The organism is Ancylomarina sp. 16SWW S1-10-2 (assembly GCF_009669305.1).
Taxonomy (GTDB): domain Bacteria; phylum Bacteroidota; class Bacteroidia; order Bacteroidales; family Marinifilaceae; genus Ancylomarina.
This window is the reverse complement of sequence record NZ_SADB01000032.1, coordinates 1-25,851: the sequence shown is the minus strand read 5'-3', so window position 1 is coordinate 25,851 and position 25,851 is coordinate 1. Positions and strand designations below refer to the sequence as shown.

Genomic DNA, 25,851 nt, shown 5'->3' with positions numbered 1-25,851 from the left:
CTACCTATAAAAAATATAAGAATGAAGAATTTAGTATTATCACTCGCATTAGTAATGTTGAGTTTACAGGGCATATCGCAGGGAATAGAATTTTTTGATGGGAAATATGAGGATGCTCTTATAAAGGCTAAAGAAGAGAATAAACCTTTATTTATAGACTTTTATACTTCTTGGTGTGGTCCATGTAAGTTGTTGAAAAAAAATATTTTTCCTCAGAAAAGTGTTGGCGATTTTTTTAATAAATCGTTTGTGTGTTTCAAACTTCAGGTAGATAAGAAAGGAACTAACCATGAAGAAATCGCTAAAAAATTTAATATAACAGTGTATCCAACATTGATGTGGATTGACAAGGAGGAAAAATTACTTCATTTATCACTAGGATATAAAGAAGCGGATGCTTTGATCAAAGAAGCCAAATTGGTTTTTGATGAAAATAAGCGAGTTGGCACATGTATTGAAAAATGGAACAATGGAGATAGATCTTTTAATGTTGGAATAAAGTACTTTGCTTTTAATAGAAACTCAAAAGGTGAATTTGAAGATTACTTCGAGGGACTTTCTCAGGAAGAAAAACTTGATGAATCATTTCTTACTATTCTAACTGTCATTAATTGGAAAAAAGATGGGAAAGTGTTCGATTTTTTAGTAAAACACAGAGATCATTATAAGAAAATTTGTTCATCTGATTTGGTTGAAAATACAATTGATTACAACATAAAAAGTGAATTGAAAGAGAAATATAGTACTGATGCTTTTGATGAGGTAGTCAATAAATATAGGAGTCTAGGATTAAAAGAGATAGATTTCCTTGTTAAACAAATTGAATACCGAGATTTTTTAGATAAAAAGGACTTTACTTCTTTCCTAAATTCAGCTAAAGAGTTTATTAACTTATATGCGTTAAAAAATCCGACTTTATATGAAGACCTCGTATTTGATTTATATGGAGTAGATAGAGGTAGTTTTCCTAAGAACGCTAACTTTAATATTGCGATTAAATGGGCTAATGATTTTAAGGAGATTAGTAGTAATGAAGCTGATTTTGGCTTGATTAAGTTTGTAGCATATGTAGTTGCAGAGAAACCAATTGAAGCAAAAAAAATAGGAGATGAGTATTTAGCAACCTATTTGAATAGCTCTTCATCAAAGATAAAACGAGATAGAGGGTTTGTTGAATTTATTCTTGGGAAACTGAAATAATTGATAAGATGAAAAAAATAAATCTGATATTGATAGCTCTAGTGACTCTAATATCGAGTTGTACTACGCAACAAGATAATACGTTTCAAATTAATGGAACGGGTTGGGATAAATATAATGGAAATGAATTTCGAGTGTTGGTAAGAGATACTTCGGATACAGGACTTAAAGAGATAGGTATTTCAATTATCGAAAATGGTAAGTTCTCTATGTCTGGGTTTATTGAACATCCACAAACGGCATTTCTAGGTATTTATTCTACAGATGATGAGTTTTGTGGTTGGAAACAGGATTATATTGCTGAGTATGGTGAGTTAACAATGGAGTTGAAAGCTGGTGCTAAAAAGGCAACAATTCTTGGTGGCAATTACAATAGCATTATTTTCAAGGATGTTGCAGAGCAAGCTGAAGTGAAATCTGCGAAGAAACAGATGGATGCGTATGCAAATATATTCTATACTCTGAAAAAAGAAGAGCAAGATCAAGCAGCTCAGGATAAATTCATGAAGCTTTATGCAGTTCATGACAAAGTTGTAAGAGACGTCTATATGGATATGCTTCAAAATAATGAAGATCCATATGTGCGATTACTTGTTTTATCAAAACTACGAGGTTTAAAAAACATAAAAGAAGAGTTAGCTAAACTAGAGCAAGAAATTGGTGAAGTGCCTGAAATTAAAATGCTCAAATACGATGTGAAAAAGGCTGCAGATGGGGCGAAGAATCGTAAATCTGTAGGTGTAGGAAGTATAGTGAAGGAATTTTCCGCTAAGAATTTTGAAGGCAAATCATTTAATCTTTCTAGTGTTTTAAAAGAAAATAAGTATGTTTTAGTTGAGTTTTGGGCTTCATGGTGTTCACCTTGTCGTGCTGAAATTCCTCATATGAAACAGGCATATGCTCACTTTAAGGATAAAGATTTCGAGATTGTATCTTTCACTTTAGACCATGTACAAAAGTCATGGAAGAAAGCATCTGATAAGGAAGAAATTCCATGGATTAATGTTGGTGATTTAAGAGCTTATAAAAGTCCAGTTGTAAAGATGTATGGTGTACAAGGTGTACCTGCTAACTTTCTAGTTAATAAGGGAGGAATGATTGTAGCTACTAACTTACGTGGAAAACAATTGGATGATAAGTTGGAAGAACTTTTAAACTAGTTTATTCTAATAATATTATTCGTCAATAGTATCGAGCAGGTTCTTATGGAATCTGCTCTTTTTGTTTTTCTAAATATAATGGATTATCTATTAACCTTAATTAACCTAAAAAAAAGAATAATAATAGACCCTTCAAGCTTTTAGCGTGTCTTAAATATATAGAAACAATAAAGGGGAAGCCCGAAAAAAATAAATCAGATGAAAAAAGTATTAGGAGTATTGTTTGCGTTGTTCTTGTGTGCTAATGTTTTCTCACAGGGAATAGATTTTCAACATGTTTCTTTCGATGAGGCATTGGCAAAAGCTAAAAAAGAGAATAAAATGGTCTTTATGGATTGTTACACAACTTGGTGTGGCCCTTGTAAGGCATTAGCTAAGAATGTATTTCCACAAAAAGAAGTTGGTGATTATTTTAATTCCAATTTCGTTTGCATTAAAATGGACATGGAAAAGGGTGAAGGTCCAGCTTTATTAAAAAAATATGAAATAATTGGATTTCCTACCCTATTGTATTTGGCTGCTGATGGTAAAGTTATTTCAAAGCGAATTGGTGGTACCGATGCAGCTGGTTTAATAGCAGATGGTAAAACTGCTGGAGATCCTACTGAAACGTTGGAGTACTCTCAAAAAAAATACCAGGAAGGCGATCGTAGCAAAAAGCTTGTTACTAAGTATATTTCTTTACTACAAAAGAACTATGTGCGCGAAGAATTAAATAAGGTAGGTAATGAATATTTGAAAACATTATCTAACGAAGATTTGATGGATGCTGATAATTTTAAGGTTTTTAGTGCCCTTGGAACTTCTTATGAATCGGAAAGATTCCAGTATATCCTTAAGAACAAAGAGAAGTATTGTGCTAAAGCAGGTGAAGAACAAGTCAATCAGTTGATTCAATATACAACTGTTGGCTACTTGCCTAAGTTAGCAGTTGGAAGTGATTTTGAGAAATTTGAAACTTTTGTGGCTAATTATAATAAGTCATATCCTGATCCAAGAAATGAGGGGTATTTTGCTGGCTTATATTTAGATTTTTATAAAACGAATAAGCAGTTTGATAAATGGTTCGAAGCTGTCGAATTGCAAATGAAAAAAGCAGAAGCTACAGATAAAGAAATGTACAGCAAAACATTGATAAGATTTGCCTCTAGCATTGCTGGTGATCCAGTTTTTTCAGAATATAAAGGAGCATACGGTAAAGCTTTTGCGTGGGTGAATAAAGCTGTTGATTTGGATGCAAATGCTGAAGGTACAGATATGTGTATGGCTATGCTTTACAAACAAACAGGAGAGAAAGAGAAAGCGCTGAAGTCATTGGAAGTTTATAAAGAGAAAAATTCACCTTTTTCAGCTAGAATGGAAGGGCAGTACAACTTTGTTAAGGGAGAAATTGAAAAAATGTAAATCATTACTGATATGGATTATCTAATTGCAGCAAGCTTTAAAAGTGACGCTGTAAAGTTTGTACCTATTTAAAAGATTGGGAAAAGTATTTGGCAAAACATGAAAAGGTATCTGAGCAATTTGTTTGTAACAGAACAGAATTTGAAAAGTATATTCTTTAAGCTGTGCCTCGATTTATGGTAATTGATGCAAAAGGACAAATTATAGATTTATTTGCTCCAGTTCCATCTAATCTGGGTCTTGAGAAAATTATAGAGAATGCTTTAAATTAGTAATCTAATATGAGTTATGCGAAGCTCTCCAATTTAGTTTGGAGGGCTTTTTTATTATCGTTTTGTCAATAATCTGCTAGAAATTTATAATCGGGATTATTTTGTATTTCAGGAGAAGACATTAGCAATAAAAAAGTCCCGATAGAAGGCTAAACCTACATCGGGACTTTTAAAATTAGTATATCAGAATTGAATCTGATTTTTTATTTGATAAGCTTTTAATAAAATAGCTTTAGAATTTATTTCTTCAGCTCATAACCATCATATTTACCTTTCTTAATTGCTGGTATTCCATCAACCATCCATGCAGGTGCAGCTTCGCCTTTTAAATAATAATCGAAGAACTGCATAGTTCTAATGGATAAATCCATACGGTTAGCACGTCCTTTTAAATTGTGAGCTTCGTTATTGTACGAAAGCATCCAACAAGGTTTTTGTAGGCGTCTCATAGCCACAAAGAATTCAATTCCTTGATACCATGGCACAGCACCATCATGATCGTTGTGCATAATTAAAAGTGGTGTCTCAATTTTTGGAATAGAGAATATAGGAGAATTTTCAATATACTGAAAAGGTTTTTCCCAAAGGGTTCCTCCAATTCTACTCTGTGTATGTTCGTACTGGGACATTCTGCTGTGACCACTTGCCCAACGAATACCACCATATGCTGAAGTCATATTACTCACAGGTGCTCCAGCCATAGCACATTTGTAAAGATTTGTTTTTGTAACCAAATAGCCTATTTGATATCCACCCCAACTTTGTCCTTGTAAGGCAACATTTTCCTTATCGATATAGTCGAAACGGTCCATCATTGCAAGTGTACCTGTTACAACAGAGCTATAAGCACTTTCTCCAGGGTACCCAACTTTAGGATAGACGATATCTGGCATAAAAACAAGGTAATCGTTACTCACGCAGTAAGTTGGGTTGATGATTGACCAGTTAGGTTGCGGAATATAATGTTTATGTAGACGATCACTACTTCTTTCGTAAAAATAAACAAGCATTGGATATTTCTTGTTAGGATCAAAGTTTTCTGGCTTGTATAACATGCCTTGTAGCTTATCACCATCTCCGGATACCCAATCAACAAGTTCTACATTTCCCCAAAGGATATCTTTCTGCTGCGGGTTGGCATCTGATATTTGCTTTTCATTTTTGAAGTTGAAATCACTCACCCAAAGGTTCGGATAATCAATAAATGTAGAGCGTTTCCAAACTAATTGATTTGTATCTTTTGCTTTGATAGGCGTAGAGTAACTAACATCTTCGAAACAAATTTTCTTTGGCGATTCACCATTGGTCAATGTATAGAAACCTGCTTTTTTATTGAATTCACCGAAAGCTTTAAGTAGAACAGTTTGACTTAAATCAATAGTTTGCTCTTCTTTATCAAGCTTAATGTAGTTGAAGCGAATCTTGTTGTCTCGCCCATTTCCTTGAGTTAAATTAGAAGCCTTCTCTTTTCCTTTAGGATCAATTTTCCATATATCATAACGATCTTGAATTAAGATGTACTTGTCATCCTCAGTCCATCCCATTATGCCATACGGTCTTGGGTTGCTAGGTGTATCGTGAGTTTCAGAGTAGAAGTTGAAAGGAATATTAAGAGTTAATTTATGCGATTTTTTATTTGCGATAGTGTATGTATTCCAAGTGCTATCAGCCGTTTCGTACCAATAAAGGTATTTTTGAGAAGGCGAAATTTCAACTCTCGAATTTTTCTTAGTCATAACTAAGTCTGATTGCCCCGTTTCGACATTAACTAGGTAGTAATCACTAAACCAATCGTTCCACGATTGCTCCATTTGATAAGGTAAGACAGAACTTCCTAAAGCCAAATTGGCATTGCCATGATCGTAAAGTTTAATTCTAGGCAGATCATTATTAGCTAACTGATTAATTGTTTTTTTCTTGGTGTTGTAAACAGCTAAGTAGGTTCTTTTTTGCTCTTTTTTAAGATTAACTTTTTGTTCCGACTGTAGAAGAGGATCTTTCCAACTCCAAACATCTACTTTGTATTTTTCGGTATCTAAAAGGGTATCTTTCTTTTCTTTTTCTGCAATTGGAGCAATACCAAAAAATAGTTGCTGACCATCTCTAGAAAAATCAAGTTTACTATTTTCATTAACTGTCCAATCCTTTGTAGTCGAGGTGTTAGTAGAGTCGAGAATTAATTTCGCATAATCTAACTTTGTGTCGAAGTATTGCAGATTGTATACCTTCTGTTTTGTTGTGTCAGCAGAAAAAATGAATGCTAACTTATCTCCATTGGAAGAGATGCTAGATTTCTCAGCAAGTCCTTTTTCATTGAAGATGATATTTTGTTTTTTATCTTGAAAATTAAGTAAGCTTACCTTAGCTTCAGAAATACTATCCTGACTTTGTGTAATGAAAGTAACAGCCTTTCCATTTCTAGAAATACTGTAATCACTTACATCAGAAAATTCAAGTACTTCATTTGTTAGTAGATTTCTAAGATTTAGATCTCCTACTTTAGCCTTGTCTTGTCCCTTTTTCTTCTTCTTTTTAGGTTTATCAGTCTTATTGGTAGTGTCTTTTGCTACTTTTTTAGTCTCTACAAAATAGGCCATCCATTCTCCATTTTCAGCAGCTGTTTTGTAAGACTTTAAGTTGGCAAATTTTTCAATATTATTTGAGCTTAAGTTTAGTATTGCTAAGGAATCTTTGGGTAGGTCTTTAGCTTTAACTTTTTTCAGTTTAGCTTGCCTTATGGTATCAAATTGAGCCTTAATTTTAAATATTAAGCTTTTTGAGTTTGCCGAAAATTGAGCAGCATAACCTCTTGGAAAAGAATCTAATTTAGCTTTCGATTGTTGATAAAGGTAAAGGTAGCCATCGCCTTTTTGAGGATTAATTTCGTAACTAATCCATTCTCCATCATTTGAGATTTTATGATTCTGGACGTCTTTCCATCCGTCATAATCGCTATGCTTTAAGGCTCTCTTATTCGATTGAGCCATACCCATTAGTAAAAATGAGCTCGCAATTAATGTGAGTAATACTTTTTTCATTGGGGTAAGTCGTTTTGGGGTTACGTCAAATAATAAATGCAAAAACGAGAAGCTTTTGCATTTATTATTTAATTATTAAAAGGTCTTAGTCGATATCTAATTTGTCAATTTTCTCAAGTAATTCTTGAGTTGAATTTAGTAAGTCGTCGTATATCGTTTTAAAATGAGGTTTAATGTTGGCTTTCTTATCTATCTTTTGGTTGATACGTGCAATATAGTTGTTTCTTGCATCGGCAGCCGCATTCATAATGCTATATACTTCATCAGCATTGTTTTTTCCAAAGAATTCAAGGTGAATAATGCTACGCATGAAAATTTCATTGGTTAAGAAATTGACATCTTTTTTAAAGTTTTTTCTACTAGCCATATTTTAAAATTTTAGTTGTTTTGTGGATATGCTTCAACCCAAAAAAAGGTTGTTTAGCAATTGATTACAAATATACTTTAATTTATAAGTATATCTTATTATCCTGATTTTCTTCAAGGGTGTGTTTAATCCAATCAATTAATAAAATTAGCTTTTTTTTGAACCGTATTTTGGCTCTATGTTGTTTTATGTTTCCACATTGTTCAGAAAATTCCAGATGATAATTATAAGAATAATACCCCAATGGCGTATTGGTTTATTCCATGTTTTAACAACTTTGATCCAAGCTAAATATATTGATTAAATGGCAAATCTATTATTTAAGGAAGAAGGTGTATTTATATGTTGAATTCAGCTATAATGTTGTTAGCAAGTTTAATATTTATAGGTCTAAGATATTTTTTTTCCATAATTAATTTGTGAAAGATTTAAATGTGAAGTATCTATTCTAGATTTTTATTTTACATTTGCAGATATATAAACTAGGGGTGCCTAACTTTAAGGCTGAGATCATACCCTTTACCTGATCAGGATAATGCCTGCGTAGGAAAGTAAAGACAAGTCTACTTTATTTAGAGTAGGGCTGCCCCTGTTTATTAATGTTATTAACTTAATAAACAATAAAATGGAGCAAATTGTATCTGCAGGAATCGTTGATTCCTATTTTAAAAAACTCAAAGAAAATTTATCGGTTGATGTGGCAATTGTTGGAGGTGGACCTTCAGGTTTGGTTGCATCTTATTATTTGGCAAAAAAAGGCTTTAAAGTTGCTTTGTATGAAACTAAACTGGCTCCAGGTGGAGGTATGTGGGGTGGTGCTATGATGTTTAATGAAATTGTGGTACAAAAAGATGCTTTACACATTCTTGATGAATTAAATGTTTCTTACACAAATTATCAAGGAGATTATTACACGCTTGATTCGGTACACGCAACTTCTGCATTGATTTATCATGCAACGCAAGCGGGAGTAAAAATATTCAATTGTTCTTCTATCGAAGATGTTGTTTTTCAAAATAACAAAGTGTGTGGTGTTGTTTTAAACTGGTCTCCAGTTCGTAGAGAAGGATTACACGTTGATCCCTTGGTGATTATGGCAAAAGCAGTTGTGGATGGTACAGGTCACGAATGTGATATTGTTAGCACCTTGGAACGTAAAAACGGCGTGAAATTAAATACGAAAACCGGTAAGGTGATGGGGGAGTGTTCTCTATCGATAGATGAAGCTGAGAGAACGACAGTAGAAAATACCAAAGAAGTATATCCTGGATTATATGTATCGGGTATGGCATCTAATGGTGTGAGTGGTGGTTTTAGAATGGGACCTATTTTTGGCGGAATGCTTCTTTCAGGCGAAAAATTGGCTGGTTTAATTGCCGAAAATCTAAGTAAATAAGATGGAAGACTTTGGTTTATACATTATTATTACAAATCCACAATCTTCTTATCGTCAAATAGCTGAATCTTGTGTTGAGCAAGGTGTTAAGATGTTGCAATTGCGGGAGAAGTTGATATCCGATAAGGACTTAATTAAGATTGGAAAAGAAATTAGAGCCATTACCAAGGGAAGTGAAACGAGTTTTGTGATGAATGATCGTCCTGATATTGCGACCATTTGCGATGCTGATTTTTTGCACCTCGGACAAGATGATGTATCGATGGAAGATGCTCGGAAAATTGTTGGAGATATGAAGATTGGCTTATCTACTCATTCTATTCAACAAGTGAATGAAGCCTTGGCTCAAAAACCAGATTACATTGGCTTTGGTCCTATTTACCCAACAACTACAAAAGCGAAGCCCGATAAAACGGTTGGTGTTGAACAGCTAAAACAAGTATTGGCTTTAGCGACCATTCCGGTGGTTGCAATTGGCGGTATTTTTCCTGAAAATATAGATGATATTTTAAATGCGGGTGCTAAAAATATTGCTATGGTTCGACATTTTATGCAAACCGATCAATTCGATCAGAGAATTCATGATTTTACGAATTTACTAAACAAGAAATAATGACTACACAAATACAAAAAGCAAAAGAAGGTTATATCACACCTGAAATGAGTGCTGTTGCTCAACAAGAGAACGTTGATGTTAAATGGTTGCGAAACGAGATTGCTTTGGGACGAATTGTTATTCCTAAGAATATTAATCATGATTTTCCGGCTGTAGCAATTGGGAATGGTTTACGAACCAAGGTTAATGCGAACATGGGAACCTCTGAAAAGCATTGTTTTTTTAAAGAGGAATTGGAGAAAATGGATGTTGCTATTGCCAATGGAGCCGATGCGATAATGGATTTATCAACAGGTGGTGATTTGCATGTTATTCTTCAAAGAATACTTCGTGAGTCATCAGTAATGGTTGGTACTGTACCTATTTATGGCGTTGCTACGCGTTTGTTGGCCGAAGGAAAAGAAATCAAGGAACTTGATCCTGAGGATTTGTTTCGAGAAATCGAAATTCAGGCAAAAATGGGGGTAGATTTCATGACCTTACATTGCGGTGTAACACGTGTTTCTCTTTCATTTTTGGAGAATGAAAATAGAGTTTGTGGAATTGTGAGTCGTGGGGGAGCTTTGCTAAAACGATGGATGAAGGAGAATAAGAAAGAAAATCCATTGTATGAACAGTACGATCGTGTTTTGGATATCTGCAAACAATATGATGTTACTATCAGTTTGGGAGATGGTTTGCGTCCTGGTGCAGGTGCTGATGCAACAGATCGTGCACAAGTTGCTGAATTGCTAGTTTTAGGTGAGTTGGTCGATCGTGCAAGAGAGAAAGGCGTTCAGGTTATGGTAGAAGGTCCGGGACATATGCCTTTGGATCAGATTGAAGCCAATATGAAATTAATGAAAAGACTTTGTGGTGAAGCACCATTTTATGTTTTAGGTCCTTTGGTTACCGATTCAGCACCGGGATACGATCATATTGTTGGCGCAATTGGTGGAACCGTTGCAGCCATTCATGGTGCTGATTTTCTGTGTTATGTTACGCCTGCTGAGCATCTGTGTTTGCCAGATGTTAAAGATGTGAAAGAAGGTGTAATTGCTAGTCGAATTGCTGCACATTCTGCCGATTTAGTGAATAATGTTGCAGGTGCCCGTCAGCGAGATTTAACAATTTCGAAGGCGCGTTACGATCTCGATTGGGAAACGATGTTTCAGAATAGTATTGATCCTGAATTGGCCAGAAAACGAAAAATGGAATCGGAAAGTAGCGAAGAGGATCATTGTACGATGTGTGGTAATCTTTGTGCCGTGAAAAACGATAAAAGTATGTAAATATGGATTGCTTTTTGACAATTGCAGTTTCCGATAGTAGTGGTGGTGCAGGAAATACAACCAGATTCTAAAGTTGTACACGATTTGGGCTATTGGGCACTTTCTGCGATTACAGGAATTACTTCTCAGAATTTCAAAAAAGTATTTGCAGTGGAACCTATAGCTGCGGAATTACTTCAAGTGCAAATAGAGAATTTGTTTTTGTCATTTCCGGTGTGTACCGTTAAAATTGGGGTCATTTGTTCAAAGGTGAATTCTTGTCGGATTCCTTTCGTTTGACTTCCGACTATTTAGATAAATACTATTCGTATTTACAGGATAAAATTTGAAAATTTAAATGCCCAAATTTAACAGGTTTGGGCATTTTTAAGGAACTATTTCTAATTATTTAGATTCAATTTATGTAATAGCAGCTAAGAATTCAAAGTGAATAATACGACGTATGAATATCTCATTAGTAAAGAAGTTTTTATTTTTAGTCCTCTAGTCTTATGTTGAAATTTTAGTTGTTTTGTGGAGATACTTCAAACCCAAAAAAAAACTTGTTTTGCAATTGCCTATAAATATAATTTACTTAATAAGTATTTCTTATTGTCATGATTTTCTTCAAGGGTGTATGTCATCCAATCTGCTGAAATTTTAGTGTTTTTTCTGAAAAAATCTGTATTTTCAATAACGAGTTCTCATTAAAAACTCGATTTTATACGTATATATAGAAACTATATTCAAATTTAAGGTCTTCAATCCAAGATAGTTTCTTTTTAGATTTGAGTCGTAAATGCAACTAAAATAATTTACGATAAAAAGGGATATGTAAAGATGTTAATATTCAATAGATAAATAAGATAAGGTGTTTTTTGAAATAACTTGAATTCACTAAATCAGAATGTGATACAATTGACTGGATTCAATAAATAATTTATAAAATCATTAAAATTGCCAGAGAAGAGGTGAAAATAGTTTCGAGGTATTAATATTAGGGGTTTGAACTTGTATTTAGAGTTACTATCTTCATAAGAATCTTATTAAAATCTAAAGTTAAAATATTAACAGATGGTTTATATTTACAACTATTTTTTCTGTTCAAATTTGGAATCTCTCAATAGATTTTTACTTTTGATCTTTCTAATTAAACCTAAATGACCCAAACAAACCTCTTTCAAAAAATAAAATCGGGCGACACTAAAGCATTCGAACAGCTGTTTAATCAGTTGTATCCTTCTATGTGTGTGGTTGCTAGATCGTATGTGAATAACGAGGGAGAGGCTGAGGATATTGCTCAAGATGCTTTTATAAAATTGTGGAATTCTAGAGATAAATACGATAGTATTGATTCGATAAAGACTTATTTATACGTTTTGGTGAAAAATCAATCCTTAAATTTTCTAAGAAGAAATAAGAGCAAAGATAAATTTGTCGATAATTTAGATAAGGATGATTTCTCATATTTCAGTAATCAGATTATTGAAGAAGAAACATATCGAATTTTAAAGGATGGCATTGATAGTCTTCCTCCTCAGTCTGCTAGGATTATTCGTCTCAACCTTAAGGGACTTAAAAATCAAGAAATTGCAGAACAGCTCGAAGTTTCTGTAAATACCGTTAAGACATTAAAGTATAATGCGCTTAAAAAACTGAAGGTAATACTTAAGGATTACTTCTTTCTACTCTTATTGCTTTTAGGCGAAAATTAATTCAGGTCTATTCTCTTAAGTGACCTATTAAAATGATTTATTTCGATTAGTTTCCTTTTGTATTTTAGGGAAAAGGCTCGGATTTTAACATTTTTTAATTTTTTTTCTTAATTCATTCATCCTTTTCAATATTTGATTTGTTCTTTAAATAGATAAGAAAACCCAATGAAGAAAAACACTATAGATTATCGCATTTCACAACTGATTGTAAAAGAACAATTGGAAGATCTAAATGCTCATGAATCTGATGAACTCACCCAATGGATTAAGGAGTCAGATGGAAATAAACAATTATATTTAGATATAAGAAGTGGAGAAAGACGAACTGATCGTGATTTTTATGTGGAGAATCTTGATAAGAAAAAAGCTTGGCGTAAGGTTGAGAAGGAAATAGGTTTAAATAAACGTACGCTTCCCAGAAGAAATTGGATGTTAAGATTTGCAGCTGTAATTACGTTTGGAATTCTTGTTGGATCATTAGCTTATTTGTCGAATATGGATGTTTTCCAGGCTGAGCAACAAGTTGCCGATTTTAAAATTGTACCTGGAAGTACTAAAGCTGTTTTGCAATTACAAAATGGAGAGTTTGTTCATTTAGAAGAAACAGAGAGTGATAGTGTAGCTATAATTAATGGAACTACTATCCGTAATAGAAATGGGAAGATAGAATACTTATCACAAAATAATATTGCAGCCCATTTAGAGCCGATAATGAATACGATTAAGATTCCTGTGGGAGGTGAATATCAGTTAACTCTTGCAGATGGTACAAGAGTTTGGTTGAATTCACAGTCGGAAATTAAATATCCTGTTCAGTTTGTTGGCAATACAAGACGTGTTGAAGTAAAAGGTGAAGTTTTTTTCGATGTAGCTCATAATAAGAAGAAACCTTTTATTGTTGGAGCCAAAGGTATAGAGGTTGAAGTTTTAGGTACTGAATTTAATATTGAAGCTTATGAAGACCAGGATATGGTAACAACAACATTGGTGGAAGGTTCGGTTAAGCTGACTAAGAATACTGAGCAAGTTATAATTAAACCCAATCAGCAGGCTTCTATAGGAAGTAACTCAAGTAAGTTTGAACTTAAAGAAGTTGAAGCTAGGAATTACGCACTTTGGAAAGATGGCGTTTTCTATTTTGAGGAAGCGAATTTAGCCACGATTATGGAAAAATTAGAACGCTGGTACAATATCAAAGTATTTTATGAAAATCAGTCTATACAAAATAGTCGATTCTCAATTGAGATGAAACGATACGAGAATATTTCAAAAATTCTTGAAATAATAGAAAAAACTCAAAAGGTAAAGTTTGAAATAAAAGGAAATGTTATAACAGTAAGAAAATAAAAAGAGCAATTGATGCTGGAACATCAATTGCCCTATATTAAATAACCCTCTTCCTATTGGAAGAAAATAATCAAATACCTAAAGACAAATTTATGAAAAAAAATGTCAACCAGGGCTCTTTTTCAAAAAGGAGACTCTACAAAATTCTTTTGGCTATGAAATTGGCTTTTATTCTAACCGTGGTTTGCTCATTACAACTTTCTGCAAGCGTTTATTCTCAGAATACTCGTTTGAGTTTAAGTGTGAATAAATCTTCACTAGTGGAAGTGTTTAAAGAGATTCGAAACAATAGTGAGTTTAGCTTTGTTTACGATTTAGAGGACGTTGAGTCTGTTCAGAATGTGTCTTTAAACACAGAGGATGCAAGCGTAGAAGAAATTTTAGAAGCTTGTTTCGAAAACACGAACCTAACTTACGAAATCGTAGATAAAGTTGTTGTTATTAAGCAAAAACCTTATGTGGCGCCAGTACAAGAAAAAGCTCAAGAGAAAAAAGAACTAAAAGGTACTGTTACTGATGAGGATGGAAATACGCTTCCTGGCGTTTCGGTGGTGGTAAAAGGAACCAGCATTGGTGTTGCTACAAATATTGATGGTAACTATTCAATTCAAATTGAAGGCAACAATGCCTTATTGGTATACTCTTTTGTGGGTATGGAACCTCAAGAAGTTGTTTATAATGGTCAGTCTGTTTATAATGTAACGCTTAAGGCTGATGCAGCGAAAATGGCTGAAGTTGTTGTTACAGGTTACCAGACTATTTCTAAAGAGCGTTCTACTGGAGCATTTGCAAAGGTTTCTGTAAAAGCTTTAGAGGAAAGATCTACTCTTAATGTTATGGACAAACTAGAGGGACAAGCTTCTGGAGTTTTATTCGACAAAAGTGGAAATATTACCATTCGTGGAGGTTCTTCTATGTATGCAAATACATACCCATTAGTTGTTGTTGATGGTTTTCCTATTGAAGGGGATTTAGAAAGTTTAAATCCTAATGATATTGAAAGTATGACCATTTTGAAGGATGCTGCAGCAGCTTCTATTTGGGGTGCTAAAGCCGCTAATGGTGTTATCATTATTGTTTCGAAAAAAGGAACAAAAGGAAAGGCTCGAGTGGAATTCTCTTCTACTTTGTCTATTACTGGAGAACCAGATCTTTACAGTTTAAAACGTGCTTCTACTGAATCTTTTTTAGAAATGGAAAAGCATTTTGCGGATAATGGTTGGAAACAACTTGCTGGTGCTTATGTTCCTGGTAAACCTGCATTTAACGAAGGTCTTAATGCTTATTTGAAGTTTAATGCAGGGCAAATGACAGAAACTGAAAAAGATGCTATAATTAACCGTTTAAAAGGGATTGATGTACGTGATCAGTATGCTGACTTATTTTTAAGAAAAGCTGTTCGACAAAACTATCATCTATCAGTGAGTGGTGCTTCAGAGAAGAGTAACTATTATGCTTCTTTAAGCTATGATGATAACGATTCTTTTATGAAGAATAACGATAATGATCGTTTTGTTTCTAATTTAAGAATACAAACTAAATTGTCAGATCGTGTAAGTTTTAATGCAGGAATTTCAGCTACACTAAGAAATAGTAAAAATAATGGAGCTACAAGTTTAAGCTATCTTCCACAATATCAGGAGATTCTAGATGCTAATGGTGATTATATAGCTCAGCCTTATGGTTATGATCAGGAATCTAAGGATATTCAGGCTGCAAATAATAATGTGCCTTACGATTGGACTTATAATGCATATCAGGAGTTTGAAAATCAAGATAACTCTAGGAAGGATATAGATTTAAGAATGCAAGCAGGTCTTACAGTAAAACTTATTAAAGGCTTGAGTTTTGAAGGACGCTACCAATATGAGTTTGGTAATCAGAAGACCCTAAACATGTACAATGAAGATACGTATAGAGTGCGTAATTCTGTGAATACGTATGCATTCCCTGATGTTGATCAATGGACAGGTCAAACAGTAATGCAATATCCTATTCCAATGGGTAATGCTAGATATGACCAAAATGATTATGCTAGATCGTATACAACGAGAGGGCAATTTAATTTTGATAGATCTTTCGATGATGGGAAACATCAAATTTATGCTATTGGTGGTGTTGAATTTCGCCAAGTAAAAAGTGAGTCGGCTAGCGGAACTCAATATGGTTTCGATCCTGTTAGTTTGGAACATAAACCTACAGATTATTATAGTGACAATCTTGCAGCTTTTAGTTCTTGGCCTTATAGAATAACCGATGATGTTAAGTATTCTGAAACTAAGGATAGATATGCTTCTTATTATGGCAATGGAGGATATACATATGACGAAAAGTATACAGTAACAGGAAGTGTTCGTTTAGATGATTCTAATGTATTTGGAGTTAGTGATGAGTACCGTAATGTACCATTATGGTCGGTTGGTGCAAATTGGCAGTTATCAAAAGAGAATTTTATAAATTCTGATTTTATCAATCGATTAACTTTAAGAGCGACCTATGGTACAGGTGGAAATATTGATAAGACAACAAGTCCATTTTTAACGGCTGCAATATCTCAGGATTATCAAACAGGGTATCAGTATGCATATATCCAAAATCCTAAGAATCCTAATTTAAGATGGGAGAAAACAGCTACAACCAATATAGGTGTTGACTATGCTTTATGGAACAATCGACTTACAGGTTCAATAGAGTACTATAGCAAAGAAAGTGTTGATTTATTGGGTAATGTTTCCATAAATGCTATTTATGGAATAAGTAGCGCTAAAATGAACACTGGTGAAATGACAAATAAAGGGATTGACTTCTCGGTAAATGTTGGGATCTTAAACAAAGATTTTAAATGGAATGCTATCGCTAACTTCTCTTACAATAAAAACAGAGTAGAAAAGGTTGAATTGCCTGATGAATCAATTTACGGTGCAATTAGTTCGTATAATGGTTATGCATCAAATAGAGTTGGTAAACCATTGTCTCACTTATATAGTTATAAATGGGCTGGATTATCAGCTGAAGGAAAACCGCAGGTGTATAATAAAGCTGGTGATATCATTGATGATTTTACTGAGTTGGAAGAGGTTGCTGATTTAAAATACGAAGGAACTACAATTCCTAAATATTATGGAAGTCTTCAAAATGTATTAAGTTATAAGGGAGTAAGACTAAGTATGTTGATTACTTATAAGTTGGGACACAAATTTAGAAAACCAACAATCTCGTATTCAAGTCTAAGAACTGACTATTTCTTAAACGAACTTCATGAAGATTTTGATGACAGATGGATAAAAGCCGGAGACGAAAAAGTAACTGATATTCCAGTTTTACTTGATAACCCTAGTGATATGGGTGGTTATTGGGGATATTATACCGCTTATGGTAGTCATAATGTTGAGAGTGCTTCTCATATTCGTTTTAAGGATGTTGTTTTATCTTACGATTTACCTAAATCTTGGTTTCAGACTATTGGTTTGAAGGCTTTAAATGTTGGTGCTCAGGTTAGAAACCTAGGTGTTATTACGTTTAATGACTCAAATATAGATCCAGAGAATATAATTGGAGTTTCGGGTTTTGGAAAAATACGACCAGAATATACGTTTAGTTTAAAAGCTCGATTTTAATTAATATTTATCTGGGAAAATGTTAAAATCATTGATTCCATTAAAAATAAATAAAATGAAAAATATATTATATATAGTAATTCTTGCTGTTTTTGCTACGTCTTGTGACGACTGGTTAGATCTTCAGCCTAAAGGAAAGGTAATTCCTTCAAAAGTTGAAGATTATAGACTTTTGCTAGATGAGACACAAGGGCGAGGAGAGGGTTCAGTAATAGCTGCTCCAGATATTGATTTATGGCTGACTGATGATATTGATCTTAGAGATGATTTTATTGGTAGAAACTATAGTAAGTATCAAACCAATGCCTTTACATTTGAAGATCATTTCTATTTACCTTCAGAAGAAGATGAAAGTATGGGTAGTGTATATGCGTCGATATATATATTCAATACAATTATTGATGAAGTGCTTGCAACTGATGGTGATGAGGATGAAAAGATTAAGTTGTATTCAGAAGCTAAGGCTCACCGCGCATTCGCCTACCTAAAATTGGTTAATATTTATGCAAAACAATATGATGCAACTACGGCAGAAACTGATTTAGGCTTGCCTTTAAGATTAGTTGCCATATTGGAAGGTAGTTTAAAAAGAGGTTCTGTGGCTGATGTGTATGAGTTGATTCTTAATGATTTGACTGAAGCTTATGATGGTTTACCTGAAACACAAGTAGAATTTTGGAGACCTTCTAAAGCATCGGTGAATGCAATATTGGCTAGGACTCATTTAATAATGGGTGATTTTGATATGGCATTAAATTATGCTGATGAAGCTTTAGGAATGTATAGTGAACTAACTGATTTCAATAGCTTATATCCGCATTATTGGTATACTCATATACTTGATTTTGGGCAGCGTTACCAGTATAAGGAACAATTCTTATTGAAAGCGCCTCCATCTGATTATATTACAATTTATCCTAGCCAGGAATTTATGGATCTATTCGACCAGACTAATGATTTACGATTTACTGGTAAAATTAGTCCAGAGTGGACTTTTCCTGAAACTAGACTTCAATGGTACCATAATGCTATTGGAGGTGCTGCGTATGGAGTAACTGTGCCAGAAATGATACTAACTAGAGCTGAATGTAATGCAAGAAAAGGTGACTCTGGTGTTAGTGCAGCTATGGATGATATTAACTTGCTTCGTCAGAATAGAATAGCAACAGCTGCTTATGTTCCTTTAACAGCTGCAAATGCGGCAGAAGCTTTGGCAATAGTTAAAAAGGAAAGAAGAATGGAGTTAGCATTTATGGGACATCGTTTTACTGATATTAGACGTTATAATGCTTATGATGATGCGAATATATCTATTGTTCATACGGTTGAAGCTGAAACATACACTTTAGCTCCAGGCGATAACAAATGGGTGGTACCTTTTGCTGAAAAATACATTCTTAAAAACCCTGAAATCGAGCAAAATCCTCGTTAGTCGAGTTTTTTAGTTCGATTAAATTAATTGCCCCGGATTTAATTCCGGGGCTACTATCCTATCCCCATTTACTGAATACTTTGTTTTATATTTATTTAAAAGCAGAGGATTTTTTGCATACTTAAGCGCAATCTTACATTATTAACGTTAAATTATTTTTACGATGAAATTTTCTAAACTATTTGCCTTTATGGCATTGGTAACGCTATTCTCATGTAGCAAAGTAACTGATAAATGTATCATAAAAGGTCAGCTTTCTGGCGGCGATGGCGATGTTGTAGTTTATCCATATCAAGAAGTGCAATCGATGGAAGAATCGGATAGCTTGAGTTATAAGGCCAAAATTGTAGATGGTAAGTTCGAATTAGAATTGGATACGGAATTGGCTTGTAGATCAATGGATATTAGAATGGGTAAAGAATTTAAACGTTATTCTCTATTTTCTGAGCCCGGAGTAATAACAATTACAGAAAAAGAAGGAGAATTGGTAGGAGAGGGATCTGCGCTGAATGATGAATACCATGAATTCTTAAATAAGCTGAATTACAAGGCTTACAATAAACTAAAGTATAATAAAACGCTTAGTGCTGAAGAGCAAGCTATCGTAGATAATTATAATTCTACTTTATGGTCCCTAAGCAAAGATTATTCGACTAGTATTCCTTTAAGCCGTTTATTCTACGAAAAATATTGGAGTGCTGATGTAGACACTTTTAATATGATCATCAAGGCTTTCTCGAAAGATATTCATGCTTCTTATTACATCCAGAAAATGATTTCGCGCAGAGACAATCAGCAAAGAGTTGCTATTGGTAAGCAAGCACCTTTGTTTACATTAAAATCAGTGGATGGAGAAGATATCTCCTTAGAAGGATATAGAGGGAAATACCTATTAGTCGATTTTTGGGCATCTTGGTGTGGACCATGTAGAGCTGGGATTCCAAACTTGAAAGAGATTTACAAGGATTATAAAGCACAAGGACTTGAAATTTTAAGCGTAAGTACTGATACTGATGAAAAAGCTTGGCTTAAAGCTGTAGAAAAAGAACAAATGCCTTGGAATCAAGTTAGAGATACCAAATCGATTAGCGATAGTTATAATATAACCTACATACCTATGATTTTTTTAATAGATCCTAATGGAAAAATTATAGATAAAGGATTGCATGGAGAGGCTATAAGAAACCGAGTTGAAGAAGTTATAGCTAAGAAGTAATTAGTACATAAAGAGAAGACTAGTCTAAGAGTAATTCTATTGTTCACTCTAATATTTCCAATCTTATATTAAGGTGAGTTGATGGGAATTGAGCGTGGTATATAAATAGTTTGCCTTTAGACTAGTCTTTTTTATTGTGAATATTTAAGTAAAGGTGTTTGTGAGCTGCGTTAATTAAGGTTAATAATCAACGTAGGATTCATACACTTTAAATTTTGAAATGTTCATATAGTAGAAGTGTAATCCTAAATAAAATAATTTCGATGAAAAAGATATTAATAACTCTAATGGCAATGGCGACGCTGTTCTCATGTAGTCAAATTAAAGATAATTGTATTATTAAGGGGCAATTTTCGAGTGGTGACGGAGAAGTTGTCGTTTTACCATATCAGAAGGTTCAATCGAAACAGGAGTATGATAGCTTAAGTTTTAACGCAAAAATTAAAGACGGTAAGTTTGAATTGCAATTAGATGCAGAAAAGGTTTCTAGACAAATTCGCATTAAAATGGGGAAAGAGTATATAAGTTATACTGTATTTTCTGAGCCAGGCGTTATAAATCTAAAAGTGAAGGATGGAAAACTAATAGGAAGTGGTTCTACTCTTAATGATGAATACCATCAATTGCTATCTGAGCTAAATTATGAGGCTTATAATAAACTAAAGTATAATAAAAATCCTAATTCTGAGGAGAAGAAAACGATTGATAATTACATCTCAAAATTGTGGAATTTGTCTAAAGAGTATCCTAAAAGTATTCCTTTAACCCAATTATTCTACGAAAAATATTGGGGCGCTGATGTAAAAACTTTAGATAAAATAATTAATTCTTTCTCAGAAGAAATTCGAGAGTCTTATTACTTGAAAGAGATGCTTATTCGTAAAGAGAATATGGAACGAGTAGCTATTGGTAAGCAAGCACCTATATTCTCGTTAACATCAGTAAATGGAGAAGAGATTGCTTTAGATAGATATAAAGGGAAATATCTTTTGGTGGACTTTTGGGCCTCTTGGTGTGGACCTTGTAGAGCAGGTATTCCAAACTTGAAAGAGATTTACAAAGATTATAAATCAAAAGGTCTTGAAATTTTAAGCGTAAGTACCGATGCTGATGAAAAAGCTTGGCTTAAGGCTGTTGATCAAGAACAGATGCCATGGTCACAAGTTCGTGATACAAAATCGATTAGTAACGCTTACAATATTACCTATATACCCATGATTTTCTTAATTGACCCGAATGGAAAAATTATAGACAAGGGATTGCATGGCGAAGCTATAAGAAACAGAGTTGAAGAGCTTATATCTAAGAAGTAATTAGTAGATATAGAGAAGACTAGTTTGAAAGTAATTCTATTGTACACTCTTGCATTTCCAACCTTAGATCTTAGGTTAATGGGAATTAAGTGTGGTATAAAAATAGTTTGCTTTCGGATTAGTCTTTTTTTATACCCAATGTTTATGTAAAGTGAATTTGAGCTCAAGGTTAATTAAGGTTAATAATCAAATTAGGATTCATACAGTTTAAATTTTGAAATGTTCATATAGTAGAAGTGTAATCCTAAATAAAATAATTTAGATGAAAAAGATATTAGTAATAGTGATAGCCATGTTCGTGTGTGGAAATTTATTTTCACAAGGAATCAATTTTGAGCATGGAACATGGGCAGAGGCTAAAGCGAAAGCAAAAGCAGAAAATAAAATCATTTTTGTTGATGTTTATACCGATTGGTGTGGGCCATGTATGCGTATGGCTGCAAGTGTTTTTAAAGATGTTAAAGTTGGAGAGCTAATGAATAGCAACTTTATTTCAATGAAGATAGATGCTGAAAAAGGGGAAGGCATCGCTTTTGCTAAAGAATATGAAGTGAAAGCATTTCCAACCTTATTATTTATTGATGGTGATGGGAAAATAGTTTCTAAAATAATAGGTGGAAAAACTAGTGAAGAGTTTATTGCTTTAGCAAAAATTGCTAACGACCCAACAAAACAATTAACCAATCTTAAGGAAAAATACGATTCAGGTAAGAGAGATGATGTTACGGTTTTATCCTATATAGCAGCCTTAAAAACAGGACGTGGAGATTATACCGATGTTATTTCAAACTATCTAAAAGAATTGGGATCTGATAAGTGGAATTCTAAAGTCGTTTATGAGATTGTATCAAAATACCTGGATGATTATAAAAATCCTGCTTTTACCTATTTCATAAAAAACAAAAGTCAATTCGAAAAGTTTGCAAGTAAAAAAGATATTGATGCAGCCATTTTCAATGTCTATAAAATGAATTTTGTTAAAAGATATAATTCAGAAGGAGATAAAGTGGTTGATGAATTAAAGGAAGCTAGCAAAATAGTTAATCCGTCTTTAAGAAATCATATTACTACTTATTTTGATGTGGCTTTAGGTGGAATGGATGCTTATAGCAAGAAAGCATATCGTGATCAAGTGGATAGTCATGTGGCTAACTATGCAACGGCATGGGAGATTAATAACTACATCGATTTTATGCTTTATCAGAAAAAGAATGAAGATATACCTGAGGAACTAAAGGCAGCTGAAAAATGGTGTTTAAAAGGTATTGAATTGGAGAATACGGTTGAGTGGCGCGTTAAATACATTAACATTCTAATTAAGCAAGGACGAAATGATGAAGCCTTGAAGTTGACCAAAGAAGAACTACCTAAAGCTCTAGCTGAAATTGAAAAGTCTACAAATAAATCGAATGCCTTGGTAACTTATGCAGGAGCATTTGTTTATGGAGAAATCAGTCAATTTCCAATTGCAGCTCAAAAAGGAGAAGAATGGATTAAAGAAGCACTAAAAACAGATGATTCTTTTAAGAATAATGGTGTTTTAATGAGTGCTTTATCGGCTTGTGGTAAATTCAAGGAAGCGGAGATTGTAGCTTCAAAATTGGAGAAGATGGCTAAGAACGATATGGAGAAGAACTACGTTAAGTCATTATTTGATTATTTAAAGCAAATTCAAGCTAAACAAGAGTAGTAATCCCAAATAAAATAATTCCGATGAAAAAAATATTAATACTAGTGGTAGCCATGTTTGTGGGTGAAAGTTTATTCTCTCAAGGAATTGAATTTAAGCACATCACTTTTGAACAAGCTTTAGCAAAGGCAAAAAAAGAGAATAAATTAGTTTTTATGGACTGTTATACCTCATGGTGTGGTCCATGTAAACAGTTGTCTAAAGAGATTTTTACTCAAAAGGAAGTCGGAGATATTTACAACAAAAATTTCATATCTATCAAGATGGATATGGAGAAAGGTGAAGGTGTCGAACTTCGTGAAAGATATCAAATTACCGCGTTTCCAAGCTTGCTTTTTATTACACCCTCTGCTAATGTAGTGCATAAAAGAGTGGGAGGAGGAGATGTTGCTACATTGGTTGAGTTGGCTGAAATTGCTTTAGATCCGAATCGACGTTTAAAAGCGTCGCACAAGAAGTATGATGCTGGAAATAGAGATTCTAAATTTATCTCAGTCTATTTGGATAAATTAATAGTTGCTGGTGAAAGTGCAAGAGCTAAAATCGTATCTAGAGAACTTTTATCAAAAAAAGATTTAGAAAAATTCATTACAAAGGAGACAATTCATCTTCTATTTGCAACAAAACCAGCCTATGGTGATATGTACATGGATTTTATTTTAAAAAATAAGTCAAGAATCGAAAAATTTGTGAATTCTTATAAATTTTCATCTTTTTTGGAAAATTCATTTCGTGATTATTTGATCGCAAAAGCTAAAGAGAGCAATAGTTTATCTGAAATAAAAAATGAACTTTCTAAATGTAAAAAAGCGTACCAATTCAAAGATAGTTTAGGTATTGAAGTAATCGCATACAGTGCTTATTATTTAGAGAAAAATCAGATTGATGAATGGTTTAATTTGAATGAAAATGGAGCCATTAAAAAATGCGAGAATAATCCTATGTTTGGTGCTTGGGAATATGTTAATATGGTGAATACAATTATTAAAACACCTCAATTATCAAATTCAAAAAGTATCAGCGATAGAGCAATTACGATGATGAAGAAGCTTGGTGACAATAAGAATACCAAACTTATTTATAATTATTCCTTATGCTTGCTCTATATTAATTCTGGTGAAAAACAATTGGCCCTTAAGCATCACTCTAATTTAGCGGAAGTTAATGCGAGGGAGTTAGAGGGAATGAGAATTAATCTTGTTGATTTAAAGAAGAAGATTGATGCTTGTAATTAATATCCAATAAATACTTAATTAAACAAAAATAGATGAAAAAGATTTTAGTACTAGTAATAGCCATGTTCCTGTGTGGAAGTTTATTCTCACAAGGAATTGAATTTGAGCACGGAACATTTTCTGAAGCAGTAGCAAAAGCAAAAAAAGAAAACAAATTGGTATTTATGGATTGTTACACCACTTGGTGTGGTCCTTGTAAATATTTGTCGAAGACTATTTTTACTCAAAAGGAAGTTGGTGATTTCTTCAATAAAAATTTGGTGAGTTTTAAATTGGATTGTGAAAAGGGAGAAGGTCCTGCCTTAGCTACAAAATTTGGTATTAGCTCTTATCCAACGCTTCTTTTTATTGATGGTGAAGGAAATGCTGTTCATAAATTGGTGGGTGGAATGCCTGCTGAAGATTTGATTAAAGGTGCAAAGGCAGCACTTGATCCTTCAATGCGTATTGGTACACTTAAGGCTAAATATGAAAGTGGTAATCGTGATGTTGAGTTTTTGATGACTTATTTAGGAGCTGTAAAAGCTCAGTTTGATAGAGAAAATATGGCTATTGTATCTAAAGAAATTATTAAACAAACTTCTTTGGATAAATACCTAACAAAGGATTTATTCTACGTTATTTCTTCAGCCAATTTCCCTTATGGATCGAATGAGTTCAATTATTTATTAGAAAATAAGGATAAGGTAAAAGAAATAACTGAAGCCTATGAGTATAGCTCGTTATTTGCAAATAAAATTTATGCTCACTTGAATCAGTATGCTAAAGAATGTAAAAACTTGAAAGAGCTTGATGTTGAGATTCAAAAATGCAACAAGGAGTTTCCATTGGATGGTTTGGCTGAAGTAAAGAAAAATGTAGAGTATAGTTTTTATATTGCCAATAACCAGTTACAAAAATGGTACGATCTCAAGATAGCAGACTGTGAAGCTCTAAAAGGAGATAAAAAATACATTTATAGTTTTAGTGGTGTTGGTGATGAAATTTTGAGGACTCCAAAACTTGCTGCATCAAATGAGATTGTAAATCAAATGATAAAAGTTGCTCATAAACTTGCCGATCAAGAGCAAGGTGTGATTATGGGTAATATCACATTAGCGAAGCTTTACCTGCATACAAAAAACAAAGAAAAAGCTTTAAAGGCCTTCAATATTTTCTTTGATATTAATGGTAAATCAGGTGGGAATAATACACATCCTTCTGTTACTAACTTGAAAGCTGCGATTGAAAAGTTGTAGTATAAAGGATGAGTCGAAATTTTGTTATAATCAGATGTTGTTTTAAGACATCTGTATTGTAAATAACTAAAAGGCTTAGAATTTTATTTCTAAGCCTTTTTTTATTGGAGAGAAGGCGAGTGTCTTGATTTTAAGCTGTTTAATATGCAGGGCAAATTAATTAACACAATAGTTTTACTAATAAGATTAATTATGAAGCTTAGATTCAAGTCACAAATGCAACTGATGGAATTTTAGATGAAAAAAGGAGGTGTATTTTTCAAGACAATGAGGAGAAGTAGTCTCACCCATTGTCTATGTGGAATAAAAGTCTTTTTTTTACCACTAAAATCGCCAAACTAAAGT

Annotated in this window: 18 protein-coding genes and 1 riboswitch; of the genes, 16 read left to right on the top strand and 2 right to left on the bottom strand. The window is 33.4% G+C overall.

The features are described from left to right. The first annotated feature begins 21 nt into the window (after positions 1–21). From EMN46_RS17545 to EMN46_RS17535, 3 genes are all read left to right on the top strand, one after another. Positions 22–1,200 (top strand): thioredoxin fold domain-containing protein, encoded by a 1,179-nt coding sequence (locus tag EMN46_RS17545; protein ID WP_154202179.1) that lies wholly within the window; start codon positions 22–24, stop codon positions 1,198–1,200. 8 nt (positions 1,201–1,208) lie between these two features. Continuing rightward, complete coding sequence (locus tag EMN46_RS17540; RefSeq protein ID WP_154202177.1) at positions 1,209–2,360, top strand: peroxiredoxin; 1,152 nt, start codon at positions 1,209–1,211, stop codon at positions 2,358–2,360. Between the two features lie 198 nt (positions 2,361–2,558). Continuing rightward, positions 2,559–3,764 (top strand): thioredoxin domain-containing protein, encoded by a 1,206-nt coding sequence (locus EMN46_RS17535; RefSeq protein WP_154202175.1) that lies wholly within the window; start codon positions 2,559–2,561, stop codon positions 3,762–3,764. 511 nt (positions 3,765–4,275) lie between these two features. On the opposite strand, the gene EMN46_RS17530 is transcribed toward EMN46_RS17535, so the two are convergent. Together EMN46_RS17530 and EMN46_RS17525 are read right to left on the bottom strand one after the other, a co-directional pair. Next, positions 4,276–7,074 carry a S9 family peptidase gene (locus tag EMN46_RS17530; protein WP_154202173.1) on the bottom strand — a complete coding sequence of 933 codons (2,799 nt, stop codon included), beginning with the start codon at positions 7,072–7,074 and terminating at the stop codon, positions 4,276–4,278. Positions 7,075–7,159: 85 nt separating this feature from the next. Continuing rightward, on the bottom strand, positions 7,160–7,441 hold the full coding sequence (locus EMN46_RS17525; RefSeq protein WP_154202171.1) for a hypothetical protein: 282 nt from the start codon (positions 7,439–7,441) through the stop codon (positions 7,160–7,162). 474 nt (positions 7,442–7,915) lie between these two features. After that, positions 7,916–8,008: riboswitch (TPP riboswitch) on the top strand. A gap of 58 nt (positions 8,009–8,066) precedes the next feature. Between EMN46_RS17525 and EMN46_RS17520 the strand changes: the two genes are divergently transcribed. The 13 genes from EMN46_RS17520 (at position 8,067) to EMN46_RS17460 (ending at position 25,506) form a co-directional block, all read left to right on the top strand. Then, positions 8,067–8,837, top strand: coding sequence for a sulfide-dependent adenosine diphosphate thiazole synthase (locus EMN46_RS17520; RefSeq protein ID WP_154202169.1), 771 nt, complete (start codon positions 8,067–8,069; stop codon positions 8,835–8,837). Between the two features lies 1 nt (position 8,838). Next, complete coding sequence (gene thiE, locus EMN46_RS17515) at positions 8,839–9,450, top strand: thiamine phosphate synthase (RefSeq protein ID WP_154202167.1); 612 nt, start codon at positions 8,839–8,841, stop codon at positions 9,448–9,450. Further along, positions 9,450–10,724 carry a phosphomethylpyrimidine synthase ThiC gene (thiC, locus tag EMN46_RS17510; protein ID WP_154202165.1) on the top strand — a complete coding sequence of 425 codons (1,275 nt, stop codon included), beginning with the start codon at positions 9,450–9,452 and terminating at the stop codon, positions 10,722–10,724. Before thiE ends, thiC begins: the two co-directional genes overlap by 1 nt. 39 nt (positions 10,725–10,763) lie before the next feature. Beyond that, positions 10,764–11,003, top strand: coding sequence for a bifunctional hydroxymethylpyrimidine kinase/phosphomethylpyrimidine kinase (locus tag EMN46_RS20510; RefSeq protein WP_368667573.1), 240 nt, complete (start codon positions 10,764–10,766; stop codon positions 11,001–11,003). An 860-nt stretch (positions 11,004–11,863) separates the two neighbouring features. Beyond that, complete coding sequence (locus EMN46_RS17500) at positions 11,864–12,418, top strand: RNA polymerase sigma factor (RefSeq protein ID WP_154202161.1); 555 nt, start codon at positions 11,864–11,866, stop codon at positions 12,416–12,418. Between the two features lie 165 nt (positions 12,419–12,583). After that, on the top strand, positions 12,584–13,765 hold the full coding sequence (locus tag EMN46_RS17495) for a FecR family protein (protein WP_154202159.1): 1,182 nt from the start codon (positions 12,584–12,586) through the stop codon (positions 13,763–13,765). Positions 13,766–13,920: 155 nt separating this feature from the next. Beyond that, a complete protein-coding gene (locus tag EMN46_RS17490) occupies positions 13,921–17,382 on the top strand; it encodes a SusC/RagA family TonB-linked outer membrane protein (RefSeq protein WP_195715304.1) in 3,462 nt (1,153 codons plus the stop codon). A 55-nt stretch (positions 17,383–17,437) separates the two neighbouring features. Further along, entirely contained in the window at positions 17,438–18,814 is a 1,377-nt protein-coding gene (locus EMN46_RS17485) for a RagB/SusD family nutrient uptake outer membrane protein (RefSeq protein WP_195715303.1), read from the top strand. A 163-nt stretch (positions 18,815–18,977) separates the two neighbouring features. After that, on the top strand, positions 18,978–20,030 hold the full coding sequence (locus tag EMN46_RS17480; protein WP_154202153.1) for a TlpA disulfide reductase family protein: 1,053 nt from the start codon (positions 18,978–18,980) through the stop codon (positions 20,028–20,030). Positions 20,031–20,293: 263 nt separating this feature from the next. Beyond that, complete coding sequence (locus EMN46_RS17475) at positions 20,294–21,343, top strand: TlpA disulfide reductase family protein (RefSeq protein ID WP_154202151.1); 1,050 nt, start codon at positions 20,294–20,296, stop codon at positions 21,341–21,343. Positions 21,344–21,605: 262 nt separating this feature from the next. Beyond that, the gene (locus EMN46_RS17470) at positions 21,606–23,033 is read left to right on the top strand and encodes a thioredoxin fold domain-containing protein (RefSeq protein ID WP_154202149.1); all 1,428 of its coding nucleotides are present in this window, start codon (positions 21,606–21,608) and stop codon (positions 23,031–23,033) included. Positions 23,034–23,056: 23 nt separating this feature from the next. Then, on the top strand, positions 23,057–24,268 hold the full coding sequence (locus tag EMN46_RS17465) for a thioredoxin family protein (RefSeq protein WP_154202147.1): 1,212 nt from the start codon (positions 23,057–23,059) through the stop codon (positions 24,266–24,268). A gap of 32 nt (positions 24,269–24,300) precedes the next feature. Then, complete coding sequence (locus EMN46_RS17460; RefSeq protein ID WP_154202145.1) at positions 24,301–25,506, top strand: thioredoxin domain-containing protein; 1,206 nt, start codon at positions 24,301–24,303, stop codon at positions 25,504–25,506. Positions 25,507–25,851: the final 345 nt, after the last annotated feature.

What these genes read in the sequence shown, in the direction of transcription:
- EMN46_RS17545 (WP_154202179.1), top strand. Translation starts at nt 22, where the DNA reads ATGAAGAATTTAGTATTATCACTCGCATTAGTAATGTTGAGTTTACAG.
- EMN46_RS17540 (WP_154202177.1), top strand. Translation starts at nt 1,209, where the DNA reads ATGAAAAAAATAAATCTGATATTGATAGCTCTAGTGACTCTAATATCG.
- EMN46_RS17535 (WP_154202175.1), top strand. Translation starts at nt 2,559, where the DNA reads ATGAAAAAAGTATTAGGAGTATTGTTTGCGTTGTTCTTGTGTGCTAAT.
- EMN46_RS17530 (WP_154202173.1), bottom strand. Translation starts at nt 7,074, where the DNA reads ATGAAAAAAGTATTACTCACATTAATTGCGAGCTCATTTTTACTAATG.
- EMN46_RS17525 (WP_154202171.1), bottom strand. Translation starts at nt 7,441, where the DNA reads ATGGCTAGTAGAAAAAACTTTAAAAAAGATGTCAATTTCTTAACCAAT.
- EMN46_RS17520 (WP_154202169.1), top strand. Translation starts at nt 8,067, where the DNA reads ATGGAGCAAATTGTATCTGCAGGAATCGTTGATTCCTATTTTAAAAAA.
- thiE (WP_154202167.1), top strand. Translation starts at nt 8,839, where the DNA reads ATGGAAGACTTTGGTTTATACATTATTATTACAAATCCACAATCTTCT.
- thiC (WP_154202165.1), top strand. Translation starts at nt 9,450, where the DNA reads ATGACTACACAAATACAAAAAGCAAAAGAAGGTTATATCACACCTGAA.
- EMN46_RS17500 (WP_154202161.1), top strand. Translation starts at nt 11,864, where the DNA reads ATGACCCAAACAAACCTCTTTCAAAAAATAAAATCGGGCGACACTAAA.
- EMN46_RS17495 (WP_154202159.1), top strand. Translation starts at nt 12,584, where the DNA reads ATGAAGAAAAACACTATAGATTATCGCATTTCACAACTGATTGTAAAA.
- EMN46_RS17490 (WP_195715304.1), top strand. Translation starts at nt 13,921, where the DNA reads ATGAAATTGGCTTTTATTCTAACCGTGGTTTGCTCATTACAACTTTCT.
- EMN46_RS17485 (WP_195715303.1), top strand. Translation starts at nt 17,438, where the DNA reads ATGAAAAATATATTATATATAGTAATTCTTGCTGTTTTTGCTACGTCT.
- EMN46_RS17480 (WP_154202153.1), top strand. Translation starts at nt 18,978, where the DNA reads ATGAAATTTTCTAAACTATTTGCCTTTATGGCATTGGTAACGCTATTC.
- EMN46_RS17475 (WP_154202151.1), top strand. Translation starts at nt 20,294, where the DNA reads ATGAAAAAGATATTAATAACTCTAATGGCAATGGCGACGCTGTTCTCA.
- EMN46_RS17470 (WP_154202149.1), top strand. Translation starts at nt 21,606, where the DNA reads ATGAAAAAGATATTAGTAATAGTGATAGCCATGTTCGTGTGTGGAAAT.
- EMN46_RS17465 (WP_154202147.1), top strand. Translation starts at nt 23,057, where the DNA reads ATGAAAAAAATATTAATACTAGTGGTAGCCATGTTTGTGGGTGAAAGT.
- EMN46_RS17460 (WP_154202145.1), top strand. Translation starts at nt 24,301, where the DNA reads ATGAAAAAGATTTTAGTACTAGTAATAGCCATGTTCCTGTGTGGAAGT.